This is a genomic window from Geodermatophilus tzadiensis (genome assembly GCF_003002915.1).
GTDB lineage: Bacteria > Actinomycetota > Actinomycetes > Mycobacteriales > Geodermatophilaceae > Geodermatophilus > Geodermatophilus tzadiensis.
Genome location: NZ_PVTG01000009.1, coordinates 32,952 through 55,224, shown reverse-complemented (window position 1 = coordinate 55,224; position 22,273 = coordinate 32,952). Strand labels below are relative to the sequence as shown.

Sequence of the window (22,273 nt, the reverse complement as noted above, 5' to 3'; positions counted from 1 at the left end):
ACGCGACCGCTCCCCGGGCAGCCTCGTCCTCCCGGTGCGGTGCTGTCCAATAGCCCGCCCGATGACCGTCGCGCATGGCCGGTGCGCGGACCGGTGCGGGGTGAGCAGCGCTGTTACGGTCCGCCGCGTGGCCGACCTCTCCCGCAGCGCCCGCGTCGACGTGCTCGTCGAGGGCTACGCCCGCCTGCCGAACGTGGCCGGGACGGTGAGCCTGGTCCGCGACGCCGGCCGGGTGGTCGTCGTCGACCCGGGGATGGTCGCCGACCGCGAGCTGATCCTGCGCCCGCTGCGCGAGCTCGGCGTCGAGCCGGGGGACGTCACCGACGTCGTCGTCAGCCACCACCACCTCGATCACACGCTCAACGTGGCGCTGTTCCCGGTGGTCCCGGTGCACGACTTCCAGTCGGTGATCGAGGGCGACGTGTTCACCCGCCGCCCCGCCGACGGCGTCGAGCTCACCCCGTCGGTGCGGCTGCTGGCCACCCCCGGGCACACCCCGCAGGACGTCACGACCCTGGTCGGCACGGCCGACGACGTGGTCGCGCTGACCCACCTGTGGTGGACCGGCGAGGGCCCGGCCGACGATCCCTACTCCCCCGACCGCGACGAGCTGCGCCGCCAGCGCGAGCGGGTGCTGGGCCTGGCCACCCTCGTCGTCCCCGGCCACGGCGCGCCGTTCCGCCCGAGCGGGGCCACCCCGCGCTGACCCGACCCCGAGGAGGACCGCAGTGGACAGCCACCTGGACACGGCCGTCGTCGGCCTGTACCTGGCCGCCATGATCGCCTTCGGCTTCTGGGGGAAGCGCCGGGCGACCACCCAGTCGGACTTCCTGGTGGCCGGGCGGCGGCTGGGCCCGCTGCTCTACTCCGGGACGATGGCCGCCATCGTGCTCGGCGGCGCCTCCACGATCGGCGGCGTCGGGCTGGGCTACGAGTACGGGCTGTCGGGGATGTGGCTGGTGGTCGCCATCGGCACCGGCATCCTGGCGCTGTCGCTGCTGTTCGCCGGCCGCATCCAGCGCCTGGGCGTCTACACCGTCAGCCAGATGCTCGAGCTGCGCTACGGCCCCGGGTCGAGCGTGCTCTCCGGCGTGGTGATGTTCGGCTACACGCTGATGCTGTCGGTCACCTCGACGATCGCCTACGCGACCATCTTCGGCGCCCTGCTCGACCTGGGGCGGGTGCCGTCGATCGTCGTCGGCGGCGCCGTCGTCGTCCTGTACTCGACGCTCGGCGGGATGTGGTCGATCACGCTGACCGACTTCGTCCAGTTCGTGGTCAAGACGGTCGGGATCTTCCTGATCCTGCTGCCGGTCGTCGTGCTGGAGGCCGGCGGGTTCGGCGGGCTGGCCGACGGCCTGCCCGCCGATGCCCTGTCGCTGACCACGATCGGCGGCGGCACGATCGTGACCTACTTCGTCGTCTACACCTTCGGCCTGCTCATCGGGCAGGACATCTGGCAGCGGGTGTTCACCGCGCGCAGCCCGGGGGTCGCGCGCTGGGCCGGCACGGCCGCCGGCGTCTACTGCCTGCTCTACGGCGTAGCCGGCGCGGTGATCGGCATGGCCGCGCGGGTGGTCCTGCCGGCGCTCGACGCCCGCGACGACGCGTTCGCCGCCGTCGTGGAGGCCACCATGCCGGCGCTGCTGGCCGGGTTGGTGCTCGCCGCCGCCCTGGCCGCGGTGATGTCCACCTCCAGCGGCGCGCTCATCGCCACCGCCACGGTGTTCAGCCAGGACATCGTGGCGCGCCTGCGGGGCCGCGACCCGGAGGCCGGCAGCGAGCACGAGCACGTGCGCAGCAACCGGTTCTACGTCGCCGGCTTCGGCGTGGTGATGATCGCGATCGCGTGCGTGCTGCAGGACGTCGTCGCCGCGCTCACCATCGCCTACGACATCCTCGTCGGCGGCCTGCTGGTGGCGATCCTGGGCGGCCTGGTGTGGCGGCGCGGGACGAACGTCGGCGCGCTGGTGTCGATGGCCGCCGGCACGGTGGCCACGCTGGTGACGATGGTCGTCGTCGGCGACATCTACGCCAACGAGCCGATCTACTACGGCCTGGCCGCGGCGCTGGTCGGCTACCTGGCCGGCAGCCTCGCCTCGCGGCCCACCGACCCGCAGGTGCTGGCCACCTGGGACCGCCGGCTCACCGGCCGGGAGACGGCCCGGACGCCGTCCGCGACCCCCTGACCCGACTGCGCGGCCCGCCCCCGGAGGGACGGGCCGCGCAGGGGACTGCTGGAACGGCCGCCCTCCAGGGGCCCGCGCCGAGCGTGCGAGGCGTGGGGAGGAGGGTGGTCCTTCGTCAGGAGATGTGCGAGCCGCCGTTGACGTCGTAGGTGGCGCCGGTGACGTACCCGGTCTCCTCGCGGCAGAGGTAGGTGATGAGGTCGGCGACGTCCTCGACCCGGCCGTTGCGGCCGACCGGGATGCCGGCGACCAGCGCGGCCTTGCGCTCGCCCTCCAGCGCGCCGCCGGTGATGTCGGTGTCGATCAGCCCCGGGGCGACGGCGTTGACGGTGACGCCGTGCGGCCCCAGCTCGCGGGCCAGCGCGCGGGTGAACCCGAGCTCGGCGGCCTTGGCGGCGGAGTAGGCCACCCCGCCGAAGACGCCGCCGCCGCGCTCGGCCGACACCGAGGACAGGAACACGATCCGGCCGAAGCCGCGCTCGGCCATGCCGGGCGCGAGGCGGCGGGTCACGTTGAACGACCCGCGCACGTTGACGGCGAAGATGCGGTCCCACTCCTCGCCGCTGACCTCGAGGAAGGGCGTGGGCGAGGTGATGCCGGCGTTGTTGACCAGCGCGCCGACCGGGGGCAGCGCGGCGTCGAGGACGGCGAGGGCGCCCTCGACCGACGCCTCGTCGGTGACGTCGCAGGCGGTGCCGACGGCCTGCACGCCGTGCCGGTCGGCGATCTCGTGGGCGGCCTCCTTGGCACCGGCCTCGTTGAGGTCGAGGACGGCGACGTGCCACCCGGCGGCGGCGAGGGCGTGGGCGGTGGCGCGGCCGATGCCGCGGGCGGACGCGGCGCCGGTGACGACGGCGGTCTTGTCGGTGACGGTCACGGTGTTCCTCCGGGATGTCTTCGGGGTGTGGGGGTCAGGCGGTGGCGGGGGCGGGCTCGGAGACCCAGCGGGGTGCGGTCGCGCCGCCGAGCTCGGCGCGGACGCGGGCGACGACGGCGTCGGTGGACAGGCCGTAGCGGTCGTGCAGGGTGGGCAGGGCGCCGGCGGCGAGGAACTCGTCGGGCAGCGCGACCGGCACCACGCGGGTGGTCGCCCCGGCGAAGGCGAGCGTCGAGGCGACCGCCTCGGCCAGGCCGCCGACGACCGTGTGGTTCTCCAGGGTGACGACGAGCCGGTCGGTCCGGGCCGCGCGCAGGATCGCCTCGGTGTCCAGCGGCTTGACGGTCGGCACGTGCAGGACGGCGACGTCGACGTGGTCGGCCTCGAGCCGGGCCGCCGCCTGCAGCGCCCGCATCGTCATCAGCCCGGTCGAGATCAGCACGACGTCGCGGCCGGTGCGCAGCTCGGCGGCCTTCCCGAGCTCGAACCGGTAGTCGTACTCGTCGAGCACCGTCGGCACCGCGCCGCGCAGCAGCCGCAGGTAGGTCGGGCCGGGGTGGTCGGCCAGCGCGGGGACGGCCTGCTCGATGTCGACGGAGTCGCAGGGGTCGACGACGGTCAGGCCGGGACAGCCGCGCAGGATCGCGAGGTCCTCGGTGGCCTGGTGGCTGGGCCCGTAGCCGGTGGTGAGCCCGGGCAGCGCGCCCACCACGTTGACGTTGAGGCCCGGCTCGGCGATGTCGAGGCAGAGGAAGTCGTAGGCGCGCCGGGTGGCGAACACCGAGTAGGTGGAGGCGAAGGGCACCAGCCCGACCTCGGCCATGCCGGCCGCCGCGCCGAGCAGCGACTGCTCGGCCATGCCCATCTGGAAGAAGCGGTCCGGGTGGGCGTCGCGGAAGACGTGCATGTCGGTGTACTTGGCGAGGTCGGCCGACAGTCCGACGACCTCCGGCCGCTGCTCAGCGAGCCGGTTGAGCGCGTGCCCGAAGGGGGCGCTCGTGGTCCGCTGACCGGGGTCGGCGAACGAGGCGATCATCGCCGAGGTGGTGAGCCGCTTCTTCGGTGTCGTGCTGGTCATCGGGGGAGTCCTTCCTCGAGCTGGTCGCGGGCGATCTGCCACTCGTGCTCCTCGACCCGCATGAAGTGGGCCTTCTCCCGGCTCTCGAGCAGCGGCACGCCGCACCCGATGCGGGTGTCGCAGACGAGGACCGAGGGCGAGCCGCGGTGCGCGCGCAGCTCGTCGAAGGCGTCGACGAGCGCGCCGACGTCGTTGCCGTCCACGCGCAGGGCGTGCCAGCCGAAGGCGCGCCACTTGTCGGTGACCGGCTCGGTGCGCAGCACGCCGGCGGTGGGGCCGTCGGCCTGCAGGGCGTTGACGTCGACGATCGCCGTCACGTTGTCCAGGCCGTGGTGGGCGCAGGCCAGGGCCGCCTCCCAGGTCGATCCCTCGTCGAGCTCGCCGTCGGAGAGCAGGTTCAGCACCCGCGCCCCGTTGCCCTGGTGGCGCAGGCCGAGCGCCATCCCGGTGGCCACGGGCAGCCCGTGGCCGAGCGAGCCGCCGGAGATCTCCACGCCCGGGGTGTAGGAGGCCATGGCCGACATCGGCAGCCGCGACTCGTCCGAGCCGTAGGTCTCCAGCTCCTCGAGCGGGACGGTCCCGGCCTCGGCGAGCGCCGCGTAGAGCGCGATCGCGTAGTGGCCGATGGAGAGCAGGAAGCGGTCCCGGTCGGGCCAGTGCGGGTCCTCGGGGCGGAAGCGGAGCTGGTCGGTGTAGACGGTGGCGAGCACGTCGGCCACGCCGAGCGCCTGGCCGATGTAGCCCTGCCCCTGCACCTCCCCCATGTCGAGGGCGTTGTGGCGGATGCGGTGGGCGGCCCGGCGGATGCGCTCGATCCGCTCGGCGCGGTCCCCGGTGCGGGGCGCGGCCTCCGGTGTGGTCGGTGTCGGTGTGGTCAGCGAGGTCATGGTGTCCTCCTCGTCGTCGTCGGGGGTCAGTCGGTCGCCGAGGCGGCCGTGGTGTGGCGCTCGGGGGTCCCGGAGCGCGGGGTGGGGACGCCCGACCGGGTGGCGAGGGCGCGCTCGAGCGCGGCGACGTCGTCGCGCTGGGCGCGGCCCCAGGTCTCCCGGGTGAGCAGGGCGGCGACCAGGCCGAGCAGGCCGTAGCCGCTGAACAGCAGCGCCGGGCCGATCCAGCCGTAGCCGGCGTAGAGCGCGGTGGTGATGAGCGGGGTGAAGCCGGAGACGACAGCCGACAGCTGGTAGGCCAGCGAGGCGCCCGTCGTGCGGGTCTTGGTCGCGAACAGCTCGGAGAACCAGGCGCCCTGCACGCCGGCCAGGCAGTTCTGCAGGACCGCGTAGCTGACGACGAAGGCGACGACGATCGCGACGGCGGCGCCGGTGTTGACCACGAGGAACAGCGGGATGCCCCACAGCAGGTGCAGCGCGGTGCCCAGCAGGTAGACCGGGCGCCGCCCGATGCGGTCGGTGAGCGCGCCCCAGGCCGTGGTGGCGGCGATGCCGAGGGCGGCCGCGACCATCGTCGCGGTCAGGGTGACCGAGCGGTCGGCCAGCCCCTCGGCGGCGACGTAGGACAGCATGAAGGTGACCGACACCGCGTAGCCGGCGGTCTCGGTGATCCGCAGGCAGAAGGCCCGCAGGATGTTGCGCCAGTCGTCGCGGAGCACCTCGAGGAGCGGGTTCCTGGAGAGCTCGCCCTCCTCCTTGAGCTCCTCGAACTCCGGGGACTCCTCGACCTTCAGCCGGATGACGATGCCGACGACGATCAGCACGGCCGACAGCAGGAACGGCACCCGCCACGCCCACGTGCCGCCCAGCGGGACGCTGATCAGGAAGGCGAGGTTGGCCAGCAGCAGGCCGACGGGGAAGCCGGCCTGGGTGATGCCGGTGTAGAGGCCCTTCCTGCGCCAGGGGGCGTGCTCGAAGCACATGAGGATGGCGCCGCCCCACTCCGCGCCGAACGCGAGCCCCTGCACGACCCGGACGAGGACCAGCAGGACCCCGGCCCAGACGCCGACCTGCTCGTAGGTGGGCAGGGCGCCGATGAGCACCGTCGCGATCCCCATGAGCAGCAGGGAGCCGACGAGGACCGGCTTGCGGCCGATCTTGTCACCGAGGTAGCCGCCGATGATCCCGCCGAGCGGGCGGACCGCGAACCCGATGCCGAGCGTGGCGAAGGACAGCAGGGTGCCCGACAGCGGGTCGTCGGCGGGGAAGAAGGCGGTGTTGAAGTACAGCGCCGCGGCGATGCCGAAGCCGATGAAGTCGTAGGTCTCGATCGTCGCCCCGACGGAGCAGCCGATGGCGACCTTCTTCTTCTCCGGCGTCCCCTCGATCGGGTGCCAGGCGGCGACCTCCTCGAGGTGGCCGTCGCGGACGGGTGGGTGCCGCTCGGTCACGATGACCTCCAGTGGGCGGTGGGTGTCGGATCCCCGTTGGTCGTTGACTGTTAACAGTCAACTGGCGACTAGAGTGAGTGGCCCGGGTCACCGTGTCAAGGGTCGAGCGAGCGGCACCCGCGTCCGTGCAGGTCGGAGCACGGATGGACGACGGCGCGCCCGCCCTCCGGTCGTCCCGGCGGAGGACGTCGCGACCGGGGTCGCCCCCGGCGCGGGGACGTCAGGCCGGGCGGGAGGCCGCGGCGAAGTGCTCGGCGGCGTCGCTCATGTGGTCGTCGACGACGCGGACGGCGGCCTCGGCGTCCCCGCGCTCGATCGCCTCGACGATCGGCACGTGCCGCTCGCGGGCCATCATCGGCGCCTGCCAGTCGGCCCCGTTCAGGATCGCGACCCGCATGCGCCCCTCCAGGCGCTGCCAGGCCTCGACCAGCATGGAGTTGCCCGACAGCCGGCACAGCTGCAGGTGGAAGGCCAGGTCGGCCTCCATGCGCGCCGCGGGGTCGGCCTCGTCGGACAGCTGCTCGACGGCCTCGCGCAGCGCGGCGGCGGCCGCCTCGCGCCGGGGCGAGGCGACGACCTCCCGGACGGCCAGCGCCTCGAGCGCGGCGCGGACCCGGAACAGCTCGTGGACCTCCGCGGGGGTCAGGCTGTTGACCCGCAGCATGCCGCGGGTGCCGGCGGTGACCAGGCCCTCCTGCTGCAGGTGGCGCAGGGCCTCGCGGACCGTGCCGCGGCTGACCCCGAGCGACCCCGCCAGCTCGACCTCCCCGAGGTGGTCGCCGGGGCGGTAGCGCCCGGAGAGGATCGCCGCCCGCAGGGCCTCCAGGGACCGCTCCCGCAGGGTGCTGCGGTCCAGGGCCGACAGTGACTCCACGCTCACGGACCAGCCTCCTCGTCGGCCCTCATCCTACCGGCGGCCCGGTGTGGACTGGCGACAGTCGACAGCGGCTCACCCGGGCGGGTCGCACCCGCCGGGTGTCTCGACACCGGAGAGGTGCCCGGGAGGACCGGTCGCCCGCGGTCCGCGCCAGGTGCACACGCCGCGCGCCGGGGACGTCCCCGTCCGCGACACGGGCACACCTCGCGCACCGGACGGACCGCGGCCCCGGTCAGCCCGCGGCGCGCTGCTCGCGCGGCAGCCAGGCGAACGGGTCGCCCTCCCCGGGCAGGTGCTCGAGCGCCACCCAGCCGGCGTAGCCGTCCTCCTCCAGCCGGCGCAGGTGCCGCTCGAGGCCGAGCGCGCCGGAGCCCAGCGGACCGCGCCCCGGCGCGTCGGCCACCTGCACGTGCGCGGCCCGCGGTCCGTGGACGGCGACCTCCCGGTCGAGGTCCGCGCCGTTGACCGCCAGGTGGTAGAGGTCCAGCAGCAGGCCGAGGTCGCGCACGCCGGCCTCCCCCGCCACCCGGTCGACGACGGCGAGCGCGTCCTCCGCCGTCCGCAGCGGGTAGCGCGGCGCGGCGCTGAGCGGCTCGAGGAGCACCGTGCCGCCGATGCGCGCCGCCGCCCGGCCGGCCAGGGCCAGGTGCTCGACGGCGAGGGCGTCCTGCGCGGCGGGGTCGGCGCCCTCGACCCGGTTGCCGTACAGCGCGTTGAACAGCCGCACCCCCAGCCGCTCGCCCACGCCGACGGTCGCCGCGACCGCGTCGCCCCACTGCGCCTCCCGGCCCGGCACCGACACCAGCCCGCGCTCGCCGTCGGCCATGGCACCGGCGGGGAAGTTGAGCGCGACCAGCCGCACCCCGGCGTCCTCGACCGACCGGGCGAAGGCCTCGACCTCGCGGTCGCCGGGGACGACGGCGCCGAAGGGCCACCACGACTCCACGGCGGTGAACCCCGCCTCCCGCGCGGCGGCCGGGCGGCGCTCCAGCGGCAGGTCGCCGAAGAGGATCGAGGTGTTGACCGCGAAGCGCACCGGCGTCGCCTCAGCCGCGCCCGAGGTAGGGCATGCCGGTGGCCAGCATCGTGGTGAACGGGACGCTGACCTCCAGCGGCAGCCGGGCCATCTGCACCACCGCGTCGGCGACGTGTGCGGGGTCGAAGGTGGGCTCGGGCCGCACCGAGCCGTCGGCCTGGCGGGCGCCGGTGGCGATGCCCGACGTCATCTCGGTGGCGGCGTTGCCGACGTCGACCTGCCCGCAGGCGATCCGGTGCGCGCGGCCGTCGAGCGCGATCGCCTTCGTCAGGCCGGTGACGGCGTGCTTGGTGGCGGTGTAGGCGACGCTGCCCGGCCGCGGCACGTGCGCGGAGATCGAGCCGTTGTTGACGATCCGCCCGCCCGGCGGGTCCTGCGCCTTCATCAGGCGCACCGCCGCGCGGGCGCACAGGAAGACGCCGGTCACGTTGACCTCGACCGTCGCCCGCCAGTCCGCGACGTCGACCTCGTCCACCCCGCCCGACGGGCCGAACGTCCCGGCGTTGTTGACCAGCAGGTCGAGGCGGCCCCAGGCGTCGCGGACGGCGGCGAACGCGGCGTCGACCTGCTGCTCGTCGGCGACGTCGGCGGGCAGCACGAGCGCGTGCGCGGCGTCCCGCGCCGTCTCCTCGAGGGCCTCGCGGCGCCGCCCGAGCAGGGCCACGGCCCACCCGTCGGCCAGCAGCGCCCGGGTGATGGCCCGGCCGAGCCCGGTGCCGGCGCCGGTCACCACCGCGGTGCGGGGGGCTGCGGCCGGGGGTGCGAGGTCGTCCACGGGCCCATCGTGGTGGGCGACCGGCCCGCCGACCACCGAGACCGGACCGGCCGCCGACACTCCCGGGCCCGGGGGCCGTGCGGTGGCGAGCCCCCGGACGCCGCAGCAGGATGCTGCCTGGCCGAGCAGCGGCCCGGTCACCGACCCCTCCCGCGGCCCCGTCCCCGGAGGAGAGGAGCGGACATGGCCCACGGCCCCGTCACCGACCCCGGAGACCTGCACAAGGGTCTCCGCCAGCGGCACCTGACGATGATCGCGATCGGGGGTGTCATCGGCGCGGGCCTGTTCGTGGGGTCCGGGGCGATCATCGCCGAGGTCGGTCCCGCCGCGTTCCTGACCTACGCGCTCACCGGGGTGCTCATCGTCCTGGTGATGCGGATGCTCGGGGAGATGGCGGTGGCCAACCCCTCGACCGGGTCGTTCGCCGACTACGCCCGGCGGGCGCTCGGGGGCTGGGCGGGCTTCAGCGTCGGCTGGCTGTACTGGTACTTCTGGGTCATCGTCGTCGGCTTCGAGGCCGTGGCCGGCGCCGGCATCCTGCAGCGCTGGCTGCCCGACGTCCCGCTGTGGCTGATGGCGCTCGCGCTCATGGTGCTGATGACCGCCACGAACCTGTTCTCGGTCACCTCCTACGGCGAGTTCGAGTACTGGTTCGCCGGGATCAAGGTCGCCGCGATCGTGGTGTTCCTCGCGCTGGGCTCGCTGTTCGTCCTGGGCCTGTGGCCGGGCCGCGACCTGGACCTCTCCAACCTCACCGAGCACGGCGGGCTGTTCCCCAACGGGGTCGGGGCCCTGTTCGGCGGCATCGTCATCGTGATCTTCTCGATGGTGGGGGCCGAGATCGCCACCATCGCCGCCGCGGAGTCCGACGAGCCGGAGCGGGGCATCGCGCGGGCCACCAACTCCGTCGTCCTGCGGATCTCGGTCTTCTACGTCGGCTCGATCTTCCTGCTGGCCACGATCCTGCCGTGGGACTCGACCGAGCTCGGGGAGTCGCCGTACGTCGCGGCCATGGAGACGATCGGCATCCCCGCGGCGGCCGACATCATGAACGTCGTCGTGCTGACCGCGGTGCTCTCCTGCCTGAACTCCGGCCTCTACACCGCCTCGCGCATGCTCTTCGTGCTGGCCGGCCGGCGCGAGGCGCCGCAGCGGATGCTGGCGCTGAGCGGGCGCGGCGTGCCCACCTGGGCGATCCTCACCTCCACCGTCGTCGGCTTCCTGTGCGTGGTCGCCGCCTACGTCTCGCCGGACACCGTCTTCCTGTTCCTGCTCAACTCCTCCGGCGCGGTGATCCTCTTCGTCTACCTGCTCATCTGCCTGTCGCAGCTGCGGCTGCGGCGGATGGTCCCGGCGGAGAGCCTGAAGGTGAAGATGTGGTTCTACCCGGTGCTCACCGTGCTGACGGCGCTGGCGATCGTCGCGGTGCTCGTGCAGATGGCGGTGCGCGACGACACCCGCTCGCAGCTGGTGCTGAGCCTGCTGGCCTGGGCGCTGGTGCTCGTCGCCTACGTCGTCCGGCGCCGGGCCGCCGGTCCGGTGGCGCCGGCCGGGCAGGACGTCGGGGAGCGCGCGGCGCGACGCTGAGCGGGTCAGTCCCCGTCGGGGACGGCGTCGATGCAGGCCCACACGTGCTTGCGCCCGTCGTGGCTGTCCCAGCCGTGCGCCGCCGCGAGCCGCGCGACGAGGTGCAGGCCCAGGCCGCCGGCGGCGGGGTCGCGGTCGACCGCCGGGGTGGGCTCCCGCCCCGGCGCGCCGTCGCTGACGTCGAGTACCCAGGTGCCGCACGACAGCGTCACCGTGATCTCCACCGGTGGCAGGCCGTGCCGCAGCGCGTTGGAGCCCAGCTCCTCGTAGGCCAGCATCAGCAGGTCGAGCCGCTCCTCGCCGGGTGCCGCGGGTCCGCCGTCGGCCAGCCGCTCCCGCAACCGGGCGCGGGAGTCGGTCAGCTCCGACGCGGTGGCCGGGGCGCACTGCCACAGGACGTCCGCGGCGCACGCTGCCGGCGCCGAGCGGTGTGACCAGATCTCGTCGCGCACGTCGTCCCCTCGGTGTCCGGTCTCGGCCGAGCAGGCGGGCTCGGCGGCCCCGGGGCGCACCGGCGTGCGGGGTCCGGCCGGCCCGTCCTGCTACAGGCCCGACCGAGAACTCGTACCCGCGCTCGGCCCGCGCAACCGGCCCCCACCGGTCGGCCTGGCATGATCGGCTCGTGCACAACGGATCGGGCGGGCACCCGGGCGGGGTCCGCTCCCCCGCCCGGCCGGACGAGGTCGCGACCGCGGACGACGGCGCCGGCTCGAGCCGGGACCGGCTGGCGGCGCTGGTCCGGCTGCTGACCGGCGCGCCGCTCGCCGCGGTCACCGTCACCGGTGCCGCGCCGCACGACACGGTGCCGGACCCGCTCTGCCGCGCCGTCGTCGGCACGGGCCGCCCGCTGGTGCTCGACGACGTCCGGGCCGACGAGCGGGGACGTGAGGACCCCGTCGCCCGCACCGGGGTGCTCGCCTGGGCGGGGTTCCCGGTGCGCGCCCCCGACGGCCGGGTGGCCGGCGTGCTGTGCGCCGCCGACACCGCGGCACGCGCCTGGACCGCGCGGGACGTCGAGGTGCTCGGCCGGCTCGCCGACGTCGCGTCGCAGGAGGTCGCGCTGCGGGCGCTGGCGGTGGACGCCGAGGCGGCCCGCGCGCGCTCGCAGTTCCTGTCCCGCATCGGCGACGTGCTGCCCGTCGGCGCCGGCCTCGCCGACAGCTGGGCCACGATCGCCCGCGTCGCCCTCCCCGTGCTCGCCGACCTCGCCGTCGTCTCCTCCGTCGAGGAGAACGGGGCGCTGCGCGTGCAGGCCGCGGAGCACCGCAGCCGCGAGCGGCAGCCTCCCCTGGCGGCCCTGGCGGGCGTGCTCACCCGCCGGCGCGGCGACCGGCACGGGGCCGGGCGCGTCCTCGTCACCGGCGCCACCGAGCTGCTGCCCGACCTCGACCACCTGGACGGGCTGTCCGAGGGCCAGCGCGCGCTGCGGGACCGCTTCGACGCCGCCAGCGAGATCAGCGTGGCGCTGCGGGCTCGCGGCGAGCTGCTCGGCGTGCTCACCCTGGTCCGGACGTCGCGGCGGGCGCCCTTCGGCCCGGACGACGTCGAGGTGGCCGAGGCGGTGGCCGAGCGGGCGGCGCTCGCGCTGGACCGCGCGCTGTCCTACGACCACGAGCGGAGCCTGTCCACCCACCTGCAGCGGGCCCTGCTGCCCACCGCGCTCCCCCGGTTCCCCGGCCTGGAGGTCGTCGCCCGCTACGTGCCGGCCGGCAACGCGCAGGTCGTGGGCGGCGACTGGTACGACGCCTACCGGGACCGGGCGGGCACCACCCGGCTGGTCATCGGCGACGTCGCGGGGCACGACATCCACGCGGCGACGCTGATGGGCCAGCTGCGCACGATGGTCCGGGTGGCCGGTCACGACGGGTCCCGCTCGCCGGCGGCCGTGTTGGACGCCGTCGACGCGGCCACCGGCGCGCTCGACGCCGCCGTCTTCGCCACCGCGCTCGTCGCCCAGGTGTCCGACGACGGCCGGCAGCTCGTCTGGTCCTCGGCCGGGCACCTGCCGCCGCTCCTGCTCGCCCCCGACGGCGCGGTGTCCTCGCTCGAGACCAGCCCCGACCCGGTCCTCGGGCTCGACCTGGACGGCGCCGGCCCGGTCCGCCGGGACCACACCGCCGCCCTGCCGCCGGGCGCGACCGTGCTGCTCTACACCGACGGGCTGGTCGAGCGGCGCGGCGAGGACCTCGACGCCGGCCTGGACCGCCTGGCGGAGGTGGCCGCCGAGCTGGCGCCGGGCGGGCTCGGGCTCGCCGAGCTGTGCGACCTGCTCCTCCAGCGGCTCGGCGCCCGGGCCGACGACGACATCGCCGTCCTCGCCGTCCGCACCGCGCCGGCGGGCGGGGGGGACCGATGAGTCCGCCGTCCGCCACCGGTCCCAGCAGGACGAGCGGCACGACTGACGAGGAGACCGCGATGAGCACCCCGCCCCCGGCCGAGGCCGTCTTCCGCACGACGCTGTGGGCGGCCGGCGGCAACAACGTCGGCATCGTCGTCCCCGAGGACGTGGTGCTCGGCTTCGGCCGGGGCAAGCGGGTCCCGGTCGAGGTGACCGTCGACGGCGGGTACACCTACCGGACGACGATCGCCTCGATGGGCGGCCGGTACCTCGTGTCGTTCAACGCCGCGACGCGGGCGGCCACCGGCCGGGACGCCGGCGACGAGGTCGAGGTCCGGCTCCGGGTCGACGACGCGCCGCGCACGGTCGAGGTGCCGCCCGCCCTGGCCGCGGCGCTCGCCGGCGACCCCGCGGCCACCGCGGCCTGGGGCGCGCTCTCCCCGAGCAGGCAGCGGGCGCACGCGGAGTCCGTCGCCGGCGCCACGACGGACGAGACCCGGGCCCGCCGGGTCGGGAAGGTGCTCGCCGCCCTGGCCTGACCTGCCTCCGGTGCGGCCGGCGCGGACCCCGCCGGGCGTATCGTGACCCGAGGTACCGCCGGTGACACGCGAGAGGGGACCGCACGCATGAGCGAGGCCGTCGAGGTCGAGGCGCAGGGCGACCACCAGTTCGTCGTCCGCCTACAGGGCGACGGTGAGGGGACCGAGTCCTGGTTCCGCCTCTCCCCCGGCGTCCTGGAGGACCTCGGCGTCGGCCCGGACGGTGAGGAGGACCTCGTCCGCCGCACGGTCGACTTCCTGCTGCAGCACCAGGACGCCGCCGACTTCCCCGACGTCGTCGAGCTCGAGGACGTCGCCGCGAGCTACGACGGCTACCTCGACGCCGTCCGCCCCGCCGGGGAGTCGTGACCGCGGGGCCCGCGCGCGATGACGGGCGGGACCCCTCCGGGACGACCTCCGACCACCCCCTGACCAAGGAGGACTTCGAGGCGCTGGCCCGGTTCCGCGCCGCCATCCGGCGCTATCTGCGCTTCAGCGAGGAGACCGTGCGGCAGCACGGCGTCACGCCGCAGCAGTACCAGCTGCTGCTCGCCCTCAAGGGCTTCCCCGGACGCGAGTGGGCCACCGTCCGCGAGCTGGCCGAGCGGCTCCAGCTGCGGCACCACAGCGTGGTGGAGCTGGTCACCCGCGCGCAGGGTCAGGACCTCGTCGCGCGGACGCCCGACCCCGACGACCGCCGGGCCGTGCGGGTCGCCCTCACCGCCCGGGGGGACGCCCTCCTCGGCCGGCTCGCGGCGCTGCACCGCGACGAGCTGCGGCGGATGGACGCCGCGCTCACCCTGCCGGCCTGGCACGAGACCGCCTGACGGCCTGCGGGCGCGCGCCCGGCACGGGCGGGACGCGGTACGCGGCCAGGTCGGCGCCGACGACGGCCACCGGGGCGGGTGCGCGCAGCGCGACCTCGCGGCCGACCGAGCGGGACAGCACCCGGCGCAGCGGGCCGCGCCGGCGGCCCCCGACGACGACCAGCGCGGCACCGGACGACGCCGCGGTCACCGCCGCCGCGGGGTCGGCGCAGGGCACCCGCCGCTGCACCGGGACGTCGGGGAAGAGCCGGCGCAGCGGGGCGAGCGCCCGCTCGAGGGCCTCCCGGGCCTCCCCCTCGGCCACCGCCGGCGCGCCGCAGGCCCCCTCCAGGTCGGCGGGGAGGTCCACCCCCCAGGCGTGCACCGCGGTCAGCGGGACACCGCGCTGCGCCGCCGCCGCGAAGGCGAACCCGAGCGCCGGGGCACACGACCCGGTCGCCCCGACCCCGACCACCACCGACGGCCGGCACGGCCCCGCGGGCACCCGCGGCCGGTCGCGCACCACGACGACGGGACAGGCGGCGCGCGCGGCGACCCGGGACGACACCCGGCCGGCCGGGCGACGGGCCCGGCCGCCGAGCACCAGCAGTCCCGCCGCCCGGCTCTCCGCCAACAGGAGCGGCACCGGCGCGCCGACCAGCACGCGCCCGGACACCGGGGTCCCCGACGCCACGGACCGGACCCGGTCGAGGGCCGTCCCGACCTCCTCGGCGGCCGCGGCGGTGACCCCGGACAGGCCGTCGACCGACAGGAGGACGCCGCACGGGTCGAGGACGAACCGGTGCGCGACGACGTGCACGACCCGCAGTGGCACCTGGCGCACCGCGGCCTCGGCGGCTGCCCAGACGAGCGCGTCGCCGTCGTCGTCGCCCGGGCCGAGGCCGACCACGACCGGCCGCCCGCCGCCGGGGAGCGCCCCGGTGGCCCGTCCGTCGTCGTCGCGCACGATCGACCTCCTCTGCAGGGGCCTCGCCGTGGCCCGGCTCGCAGCGGGTGGACCGTAACGCGACACCACCTCCGGACGGGGTCCGTTCGCCGCGCTGGATCGGCGGCCCCACACGCCGGCGCCCCGCCCGCCGGTCGCCGGCAGGGCCGCTGACCGGCCCTCAGGCGTCGACGGCCGCGTACAGCCCGGCGGACGGGCTGCCGCCGGTGACGACGAGGTCGGCCACCACGCGGGAGGCGACCCAGGCCTGCACGTGCCCCGTGCCGTTGTAGCCGCCGAGGGCGAACACCCGCCCGTCGCTGCCGGGCACCGGCCCGCACCGCGGCAGGGGGTCCGCGGCGAAGCCCACGACACCCGCCCACCGGTGGGTCACCGGCGCGTCCACCCCGAGCTCCTCGGCCAGCCACCGCTCCAGGCGCGCCTGCACCGGAGCGGAGACCTCGGCGCGATCGGTCCAGCTGGCGTCGCCGTCGAGGTCGGAGAAGCCGCCGAGCGCGATCCGGCCGTCGGCCGTCTGGTGCACGTACTCGTGGCCGAAGCGCGCGTAGACGGGGAACGGCAGCACCGTCCGGGACAGCGGTGCCGTGGCGAGCATGGTGAGCCGCCGCGGGCGCACCGCTCCCGCTGACGGCACCAGCGCGGCGAGGTCGCCGTCCACGGCCACCACGGCCCGGTCGCAGCGCACCGCACCGGCCGCGGTCCGCACGCAGACGCGGTCGCCGTCGCCGGCCGGGGGCGCGACCACCGGTGAGTGCTCGAAGAACCGCACCCCGCGGGTCTCCAGGGCGCCGGCGAGCGCCCGCAGCCAGCGGACCGGGTGCACCGACCCGTCGTGGGGGAAGAACAGCCCGGCCCGGCCGGGACGCGCGAGCGGGGCCGGCAGGTCGTCGCCGGCCACCAGCTGCCCCGGGAAGCCGTCCTCGGCGAGCGCCGCGGCGTTGGCCCGGACGTCGTCGGCCTCGGCCGCGTCGACGGCGAGCCGGAGCAGCCCGCCGACGCGGAAGTGCGAGCGCGCGCCGACGGCGTCGGCCACCGCGAGCATCTCCCGCTGCGCGGCCAGGGTCGCGGCGTGGACGGCGACCGCCCGCTCGCGGCCCCACAGCCGGCGGGTCTCGTGGTACATCGGCGCGGCGCCGGCGATGAAGAAGCCGCCGTTGCGGCCGCTCGCGCCGGAGGCCACCTCGTGCCGGTCGAGCACGACCACCGACAGCCCGGCGTCGGCCAGCCGCCGGGCGGTCGCCAGCCCGCCCACGCCGGCACCCACGACGCAGACGTCCGCCCGCACCTCGCCCGCCAGCGGGGACCGCGGGCGGTACGGCTCGTCCTGCCACAGCGGGACCGGGCCACGGGTCACGTGCGCCTCCCTCCTGGTCGGTGCTCCTGTCAGGAGGTGTGTACCGCAGGCACCCGCGCGCCCGGTCCCGGACGGACGACCAGGACCCACCGCAGCCCTCCGAAGCGGACGAGCCCCACCGCGCCGCTGACCGCGCAGACCGCCAGCACCGGCACGAGCGGCCCGGCCGGGTCCGCCCAGCTCTCCAGGGCGGCCAGGGTGAGGCTGGAGGTCGCCAGCCCGGCGACGGCCAGGCCTCCACCGGCCCACTGCGCCGCCGCCCAGCCGGCCCGGTCCCCGGCGCGGAAGGTGAGCCGGCGGTGCAGCTCGTTGGCCAGCGCGGTGGACGCCACCACGCCGACGAGGTTGGCCGCCTGGTCCCCCAGCGGGGCCAGCACCAGGAAGAGGCCGGCGTAGACCGCGTTCGCCGAGCCGCCGACGAGGACGAACCGGGCGAACTGGGCCGGGGTGGAGTCGCCGGCGGGCGTGGGCGCCGGACGGAGCGGCGGGGACGCGCCCGTCGCCGCTCGGCCGGGGGCGGTTCGTGCCATGCGTCCAGGCTGCTGCCCGACCGGGTGCGGCACATCGGGGAGGACCCGGGGCGTCCCCCGGTTCCCGGCCGCCGGCCGGCTCCGGGACCTCCCGGTGGGGCCGGGGCGACACAGCCGGTGCCGGCTCGTTTCTTGACTCGTTCCAGGAAACGCGCCAGGATGCCGCCGTGCCCGACGCAGCAGCCCTCCAGCGCGCCCTGCGCGCGGCCGGGCTGCGGGTCACCCGCCCGCGCCTGGCGGTGCTCGACGCCGTCCACGCCCATCCGCACGTCGACACCGAGACGCTCATCGGCGCCGCCCGCGAGCGCGTGGGTGCGGTGTCGCACCAGGCCGTGTACGACGTGCTGCGCGTGCTGACCGACAGCGGGCTGGTGCGGCGCATCCAGCCCCAGGGCTCGGTCGCGCGCTACGAGGCGCGCGTCGGCGACAACCACCACCACCTGGTCTGCCGGTCCTGCGGCGCGATCGTCGACGTCGACTGCGCCACCGGCGTCGCGCCCTGCCTGACCCCCTCGGACGACGGCGGCTTCGTGATCGACGAGGCCGAGGTCGTCTACTGGGGACGCTGCCCGTCCTGCGCGGCCGGTCAGCTCCCCGACTCGCCCGCCCACCCCCCAGCAGAGAGAGGGAGACCGTGACCAACGAGGTCGACAAGGTCAACAGCGAGAGCACCAGCGAGAGCGAGAACCCGGCGATCAAGTCGCCGACGCCCGCCACGAACCGGCGGCCGCAGAGCAACCGGGACTGGTGGCCCAACCAGGTCGACCTGTCGGTGCTCAACCGGCCGGCGAAGAGCTCCGACCCGCTCGGCGAGGACTTCGACTACAGGACCGAGTTCGCGAAGCTCGACGTCGAGGCGGTCAAGCGCGACCTCGTGGAGGTCATGCGCACCTCGCAGGACTGGTGGCCGGCCGACTGGGGCCACTACGGCCCGCTGTTCATCCGGATGTCCTGGCACGCGGCCGGCACCTACCGCATCGCCGACGGCCGCGGCAGCGGCAACACCGGCGCGCAGCGCTTCGCCCCGCTCAACAGCTGGCCGGACAACGCCAACCTCGACAAGGCCCGCCGCCTGCTGCTGCCGATCAAGCAGAAGTACGGCCGCAAGCTGTCCTGGGCCGACCTGCTGCTGCTCGCCGGCAACGTCGCGCACGACGACATGGGCCTGAAGACCTTCGGGTTCGCCTTCGGGCGCGAGGACACCTGGCAGCCCCCGGAGGTCTTCTGGGGCCCGGAGGACACCTGGCTCGGCGACGAGCGCTACGCCGGCGACGCCCCGCTCGACCTCGAGGAGGGCCACCTCGCCGCGGTCACCATGGGCCTGATCTACGTCAACCCGGAGGGCCCGAAGGGCCAGCCGAACCCGACCGCCTCCGCCCACGACATCCGGGTGACCTTCAGCCGGATGGGGATGACCGACGAGGAGACCGTCGCGCTCATCGCCGGCGGCCACACGTTCGGCAAGACGCACGGCGCGGGCAACCCCGAGCTCGTCGGCCCGGAGCCCGAGGGCTGCCCGGTGCACGGCAACGGGCTGGGCTGGATCAGCCAGCACGGCACCGGCAAGGGGTCCGACACCATCACCAGCGGCCTCGAGGGCGCCTGGACCCCGACGCCGACGACGTGGGACAACACCTACTTCGAGATGCTCTTCCGCTACGAGTGGGAGCTCACCGAGAGCCCCGCCGGCGCCAAGCAGTGGAAGCCGAAGAACCCCGAGGCGCAGGAGCTCGTGCCCGACGCGCACGTCGAGGGCAAGAAGAACCCGCCGATGATGGCGACCACCGACATCGCCCTCGTCGCCGACCCCGGGTTCCGCGCGATCTCGGAGCGCTTCTACAACGACCCCGAGTACTTCGCCGACCAGTACGCCCGCGCCTGGTTCAAGCTGCTGCACCGCGACATGGGCCCCAAGACCCGCTACCTCGGCCCGGACGTGCCGGCCGAGGAGCTCATCTGGCAGGACCCGGTGCCCGCCGTCGACCACGAGCTCGTGGGCGAGGCGGAGGTCGCCGACCTCAAGCAGCGGCTGCTCGCCTCCGGCCTGACCGTCCCGCAGCTGGTGCACACCGCGTGGTCGTCGGCCGCGTCGTACCGCAGCACCGACATGCGCGGCGGCGCCAACGGCGCCCGGATCCGCCTCGAGCCGCAGCTCGGCTGGGCGGTCAACGAGGGCGTCCGGGACGTGCTGCCGGTGCTCGAGCGGGTGAAGTCGGAGTTCGAGCAGCAGACCGGCAAGCGGATCTCGCTGGCCGACCTCATCGTGCTCGGCGGCACCGCGGCGGTGGAGAAGGCCGCGGCGGACGCCGGCGTGCCGGTGACCGTGCCCTTCTCCCCGGGCCGCACCGACGCCTCCCAGGAGCAGACCGACGTCGAGAACTTCCGCTGGCTCGAGCCGCGGGCCGACGGCTTCCGCAACTGGATCGCGCCGGGCAGCAAGCTCGAGCCGGAGACGCTGCTGGTGGACCGGGCCTACATGCTCGGCCTCACCGCCAAGGAGATGACCCTGCTCGTCGGCGGCCTGCGGGTGCTCGGCGCGAACACCGGCGGCGTGCGCCACGGCGTGTTCACCGACCGCCCGGGCGTGCTGTCGCAGGACTTCTTCCGCAACCTGCTCGACCTGGGCGTCTCGTGGCGGACCTCGGTCGACACCGAGGGCGTCTACGAGGGGCTGGACGCCGACGGCACCGTCGTGCGCACCGCCACCGCCGCCGACCTGGTGTTCGGCTCGAACTCGATCCTGCGCGGCATCGTCGAGGTCTACTCGGCCGACGACGCGAAGGAGAAGTTCGTGCAGGACTTCGCCGCGGCGTGGGTGAAGGTCATGGAGAACGACCGCTTCGACCTGCGGTAGGCGCCCCCTCCACCGGACGCCCCGGCCCGCACCCGCGGGCCGGGGCGTCCGCGCGTCCGGCCGACGCGATCGGGGTTCAGTCCTCGCGGCGGCCGGTGATGATCCGGCGCAGCCGCTCGATCGGCAGCTTGGGCTCCCGCCGCTCGTCGAGCAGGCCGTTGGCCTCCTGCATCGTGTCGGTGAGCTGGGTGTAGCAGAACCCGGCCAGCACCGGCGAGGCGTGCACGGCCGACAGCAGGTCCTCCAGCCGCGCGGCGAAGTCCTCGGCGTCCTCGGCGCTGGAGTACCCCCAGGTGCGCTCCACGGGCACCTCCTCGGGCGGCCGGGGGGTGTAGCGGACGCCACCGAACTCCGTGAGCATCACCGGCTGCCCCCGGTCGACGGCGCCGGGCAGCAGGACGCGGCGCCCGGCCGGCCAGAAGTCCTCCAGCGTGGCCCGCACCTCGGGGGACCCGTACCGCTGCGCGAGGACCGCCCCGGTGTCGGCGTAGTCGTGCACCGTCCACAGGTCGCTGTCGGTGTGCTCCCAGCCGTCGTTGCTCACCACCGGCCGGCTCGGGTCCACCGCGCGGGTCAGGGCGGCCAGCGCGACGGTGTAGGCCTGCTGGGCCGGGTCGGTGGCGACGTCGTGCACGCCCCAGCTCTCGTTCATCGGCACCCAGGTGACGATGCAGGGGTGGCTGACGTCGCGGTGCACGACCTCGAGCCACTCGGCGGTGAGCCGCCGCACGGCCTCCGGGGAGAAGGCGAACGCGTTGGCCGTCTCCCCCCACACCAGCAGGCCCAGCCGGTCGGCCCAGTACAGGAACCGGGGGTCCTCGACCTTCTGGTGCACCCGAACGGCGTTGAAGCCGAGCTCCTTGATGAGCTCGACCTCACGGCGCAGCGCCCCGGCGTCCGGCGCGGTCAGGTGCGAGTCCGGCCAGTACCCCTGCTCCAGCACCGACCGCACGTAGTACGGCAGGCCGTTGAGCAGGAACGCCCGGCCGCCGACGCCGGCGGTGCGCAGGCCGAGGTAGCTGGCGACCTCGTCGACCACCCGTTCCCCGCCGTCGCCGTCTCCGTCGTCGAGCACCTGCACGGTGGCGTCGACCAGACGTGGGGTCTCGGGGGACCACGTCACGTCCTGGCGCGCCTGGCCGTTGAGCAGCGCGGGCACGGCCACCGTGGTCCGCGTCCGCTGCTCGTGCACGCGGACGCGGTGCTCGGCCAGCAGCGTGCCCTCCAGCTCCAGCCGCACCGCCACCGTCACCGGCCGGGCCGGCACCTCGCGCAGGGTGAGGCCCAGGTGCACGGCGGAGGCGGCGACGTCCGGCGTCCAGGCCAGGTGCTCCACGGCCACGGCCGGCACCACCTCGCACCACACCGGCTGCCAGATGCCGCTGGTGCGCGAGTACCAGATGACGTGCGGCTCGTCCAGCCAGTCCTGCTTGCCGCGAGGCTGGGTCACGTCCCGCGGGTCGTCCTCCGCCCGCACCACCAGGACGTGCTCGTCGGCGTCCCCGGCCGTCAGCAGGTCCGTCACGTCGAAGGAGAACGGCGTCTGGCCGCCCTCGTGCGAGCCCAGCAGCGTGCCGTCCAGCCAGACCTGCGCGCGGTAGTCGACCGCGGCGAAGCGCAGGACGACGCGGTGCCCGTGCTCGTGCACCGCGTCGGCCCCGTCGACGTCGGCCAGCCGCAGGGCACGCCGGTACCACAGGACCGGGTGGGGACCGTTGTCGCCGATGCCCGACGCCTCGGACTCCGGCGGGAAGGGCACGGTGACGTCACGGTCGAAGACGCCGCGGTCGGCGAGGTCGACCAGCGCGGCCCAGTGCCCGTCGAGTCCCTCGCGGGCGTCGTCGTAGGCCAGCTGCCAGGTGCCGCACAGGTCGGTCCACCCCTCGCGCACCAGTTGCGGGCGGGGGTGGGTGCCGTCCTGCCGGCTGGCGCGTACGGGCATGGTCACTCCTCGGGTCGGGGGTCGACGAGCGGGTCACCCGGGCCGGGCCGGCCGTCCGGTGGCGATGCCCACACCGTCGATGCTGGCAGGTGCCCCGGATCCCGCCGGACACCGGCGTGTCCGGTCGAGGCCGTCGACCTCCTCGGCGCCGGCGCGGCGGGGTCGGGTGGCTCCTCGGGACGGCCC

The 22,273-nt window shown here is 75.5% G+C and carries 21 protein-coding genes; 9 read left to right on the top strand and 12 right to left on the bottom strand.

The features are described from left to right. The first annotated feature begins 127 nt into the window (after positions 1-127). Together LY71_RS12810 and LY71_RS12805 are read left to right on the top strand one after the other, a co-directional pair. Positions 128-706: an MBL fold metallo-hydrolase gene (locus tag LY71_RS12810; protein WP_106278067.1), complete on the top strand. Its 579-nt coding sequence runs from the start codon at positions 128-130 to the stop codon at positions 704-706. Between the two features lie 22 nt (positions 707-728). Further along, positions 729-2,189 (top strand): sodium:solute symporter family protein, encoded by a 1,461-nt coding sequence (locus LY71_RS12805; RefSeq protein ID WP_170121339.1) that lies wholly within the window; start codon positions 729-731, stop codon positions 2,187-2,189. Between the two features lie 115 nt (positions 2,190-2,304). On the opposite strand, the gene LY71_RS12800 is transcribed toward LY71_RS12805, so the two are convergent. The 7 genes from LY71_RS12800 to LY71_RS12770 all read right to left on the bottom strand — a co-directional run bounded on the left by LY71_RS12800 (position 2,305) and on the right by LY71_RS12770 (position 9,170). Beyond that, complete coding sequence (locus LY71_RS12800; protein ID WP_106278065.1) at positions 2,305-3,066, bottom strand: SDR family NAD(P)-dependent oxidoreductase; 762 nt, start codon at positions 3,064-3,066, stop codon at positions 2,305-2,307. Positions 3,067-3,100: 34 nt separating this feature from the next. After that, entirely contained in the window at positions 3,101-4,144 is a 1,044-nt protein-coding gene (locus tag LY71_RS12795; protein WP_106278063.1) for a transketolase family protein, read from the bottom strand. Next, positions 4,141-5,031: a transketolase gene (locus LY71_RS12790; protein ID WP_211297317.1), complete on the bottom strand. Its 891-nt coding sequence runs from the start codon at positions 5,029-5,031 to the stop codon at positions 4,141-4,143. The genes LY71_RS12795 and LY71_RS12790 overlap by 4 nt, the downstream gene beginning before the upstream one ends. Before the next feature lie 26 nt (positions 5,032-5,057). Continuing rightward, the gene (locus tag LY71_RS12785) at positions 5,058-6,482 is read right to left on the bottom strand and encodes an MFS transporter (RefSeq protein WP_106278061.1); all 1,425 of its coding nucleotides are present in this window, start codon (positions 6,480-6,482) and stop codon (positions 5,058-5,060) included. 220 nt (positions 6,483-6,702) lie between these two features. Continuing rightward, the gene (locus LY71_RS12780) at positions 6,703-7,362 is read right to left on the bottom strand and encodes a GntR family transcriptional regulator (protein ID WP_211297316.1); all 660 of its coding nucleotides are present in this window, start codon (positions 7,360-7,362) and stop codon (positions 6,703-6,705) included. 229 nt (positions 7,363-7,591) lie between these two features. Beyond that, the gene (locus tag LY71_RS12775) at positions 7,592-8,395 is read right to left on the bottom strand and encodes a TIM barrel protein (RefSeq protein WP_106278059.1); all 804 of its coding nucleotides are present in this window, start codon (positions 8,393-8,395) and stop codon (positions 7,592-7,594) included. Positions 8,396-8,405: 10 nt separating this feature from the next. Beyond that, positions 8,406-9,170 (bottom strand): SDR family oxidoreductase, encoded by a 765-nt coding sequence (locus LY71_RS12770; protein WP_106278057.1) that lies wholly within the window; start codon positions 9,168-9,170, stop codon positions 8,406-8,408. A 183-nt stretch (positions 9,171-9,353) separates the two neighbouring features. Between LY71_RS12770 and LY71_RS12765 the strand changes: the two genes are divergently transcribed. Then, entirely contained in the window at positions 9,354-10,757 is a 1,404-nt protein-coding gene (locus LY71_RS12765) for an amino acid permease (RefSeq protein ID WP_106278054.1), read from the top strand. Positions 10,758-10,762: 5 nt separating this feature from the next. Here the strand turns inward: LY71_RS12765 and LY71_RS24150 are convergent, their stop codons facing one another. Beyond that, a complete protein-coding gene (locus tag LY71_RS24150) occupies positions 10,763-11,209 on the bottom strand; it encodes an ATP-binding protein (protein ID WP_245887865.1) in 447 nt (148 codons plus the stop codon). A gap of 170 nt (positions 11,210-11,379) precedes the next feature. Here LY71_RS24150 and LY71_RS12755 point away from each other — a divergent pair, with 170 nt between their 5' ends. The 4 genes from LY71_RS12755 to LY71_RS12740 all read left to right on the top strand — a co-directional run bounded on the left by LY71_RS12755 (position 11,380) and on the right by LY71_RS12740 (position 14,461). Continuing rightward, positions 11,380-13,113 (top strand): GAF domain-containing SpoIIE family protein phosphatase, encoded by a 1,734-nt coding sequence (locus LY71_RS12755; protein WP_170121338.1) that lies wholly within the window; start codon positions 11,380-11,382, stop codon positions 13,111-13,113. A 59-nt stretch (positions 13,114-13,172) separates the two neighbouring features. Beyond that, the gene (locus tag LY71_RS12750) at positions 13,173-13,634 is read left to right on the top strand and encodes a DUF1905 domain-containing protein (protein ID WP_106278050.1); all 462 of its coding nucleotides are present in this window, start codon (positions 13,173-13,175) and stop codon (positions 13,632-13,634) included. Positions 13,635-13,721: 87 nt separating this feature from the next. Further along, positions 13,722-14,003 carry a hypothetical protein gene (locus LY71_RS12745; RefSeq protein WP_106278048.1) on the top strand — a complete coding sequence of 94 codons (282 nt, stop codon included), beginning with the start codon at positions 13,722-13,724 and terminating at the stop codon, positions 14,001-14,003. Further along, positions 14,000-14,461, top strand: a complete 462-nt coding sequence (locus tag LY71_RS12740) for a MarR family winged helix-turn-helix transcriptional regulator (protein ID WP_106278046.1) — start codon at positions 14,000-14,002, stop codon at positions 14,459-14,461. Before LY71_RS12745 ends, LY71_RS12740 begins: the two co-directional genes overlap by 4 nt. Here LY71_RS12740 and LY71_RS12735 read toward each other — a convergent pair. From LY71_RS12735 to LY71_RS12725, 3 genes are all read right to left on the bottom strand, one after another. Further along, entirely contained in the window at positions 14,430-15,407 is a 978-nt protein-coding gene (locus LY71_RS12735) for a universal stress protein (RefSeq protein WP_170121337.1), read from the bottom strand. The two genes, LY71_RS12740 and LY71_RS12735, sit on opposite strands and share 32 nt — an antisense overlap. A 160-nt stretch (positions 15,408-15,567) precedes the next feature. After that, positions 15,568-16,761, bottom strand: coding sequence for an NAD(P)/FAD-dependent oxidoreductase (locus LY71_RS12730; protein WP_170121336.1), 1,194 nt, complete (start codon positions 16,759-16,761; stop codon positions 15,568-15,570). Between the two features lie 29 nt (positions 16,762-16,790). Beyond that, positions 16,791-17,291 carry a GtrA family protein gene (locus LY71_RS12725; protein WP_106278040.1) on the bottom strand — a complete coding sequence of 167 codons (501 nt, stop codon included), beginning with the start codon at positions 17,289-17,291 and terminating at the stop codon, positions 16,791-16,793. Between the two features lie 167 nt (positions 17,292-17,458). Between LY71_RS12725 and LY71_RS12720 the strand changes: the two genes are divergently transcribed. Next, on the top strand, positions 17,459-17,929 hold the full coding sequence (locus LY71_RS12720; protein WP_106278038.1) for a Fur family transcriptional regulator: 471 nt from the start codon (positions 17,459-17,461) through the stop codon (positions 17,927-17,929). Next, on the top strand, positions 17,926-20,145 hold the full coding sequence (katG, locus tag LY71_RS12715; RefSeq protein ID WP_211297315.1) for a catalase/peroxidase HPI: 2,220 nt from the start codon (positions 17,926-17,928) through the stop codon (positions 20,143-20,145). Before LY71_RS12720 ends, katG begins: the two co-directional genes overlap by 4 nt. Before the next feature lie 76 nt (positions 20,146-20,221). Here the strand turns inward: katG and LY71_RS12710 are convergent, their stop codons facing one another. Next, a complete protein-coding gene (locus LY71_RS12710; protein ID WP_106278033.1) occupies positions 20,222-22,087 on the bottom strand; it encodes a glycoside hydrolase family 2 protein in 1,866 nt (621 codons plus the stop codon). Between the last annotated feature and the right edge of the window lie 186 nt (positions 22,088-22,273).

Coding starts and splice junctions, on each gene's coding strand:
- LY71_RS12795 (WP_106278063.1), bottom strand. CDS start 4,144: ATGACCAGCACGACACCGAAGAAGCGGCTCACCACCTCGGCGATGATC.
- LY71_RS12790 (WP_211297317.1), bottom strand. CDS start 5,031: ATGACCTCGCTGACCACACCGACACCGACCACACCGGAGGCCGCGCCC.
- LY71_RS12765 (WP_106278054.1), top strand. CDS start 9,354: ATGGCCCACGGCCCCGTCACCGACCCCGGAGACCTGCACAAGGGTCTC.
- LY71_RS12750 (WP_106278050.1), top strand. CDS start 13,173: ATGAGCACCCCGCCCCCGGCCGAGGCCGTCTTCCGCACGACGCTGTGG.
- LY71_RS12745 (WP_106278048.1), top strand. CDS start 13,722: ATGAGCGAGGCCGTCGAGGTCGAGGCGCAGGGCGACCACCAGTTCGTC.
- LY71_RS12725 (WP_106278040.1), bottom strand. CDS start 17,291: ATGGCACGAACCGCCCCCGGCCGAGCGGCGACGGGCGCGTCCCCGCCG.
- LY71_RS12710 (WP_106278033.1), bottom strand. CDS start 22,087: ATGCCCGTACGCGCCAGCCGGCAGGACGGCACCCACCCCCGCCCGCAA.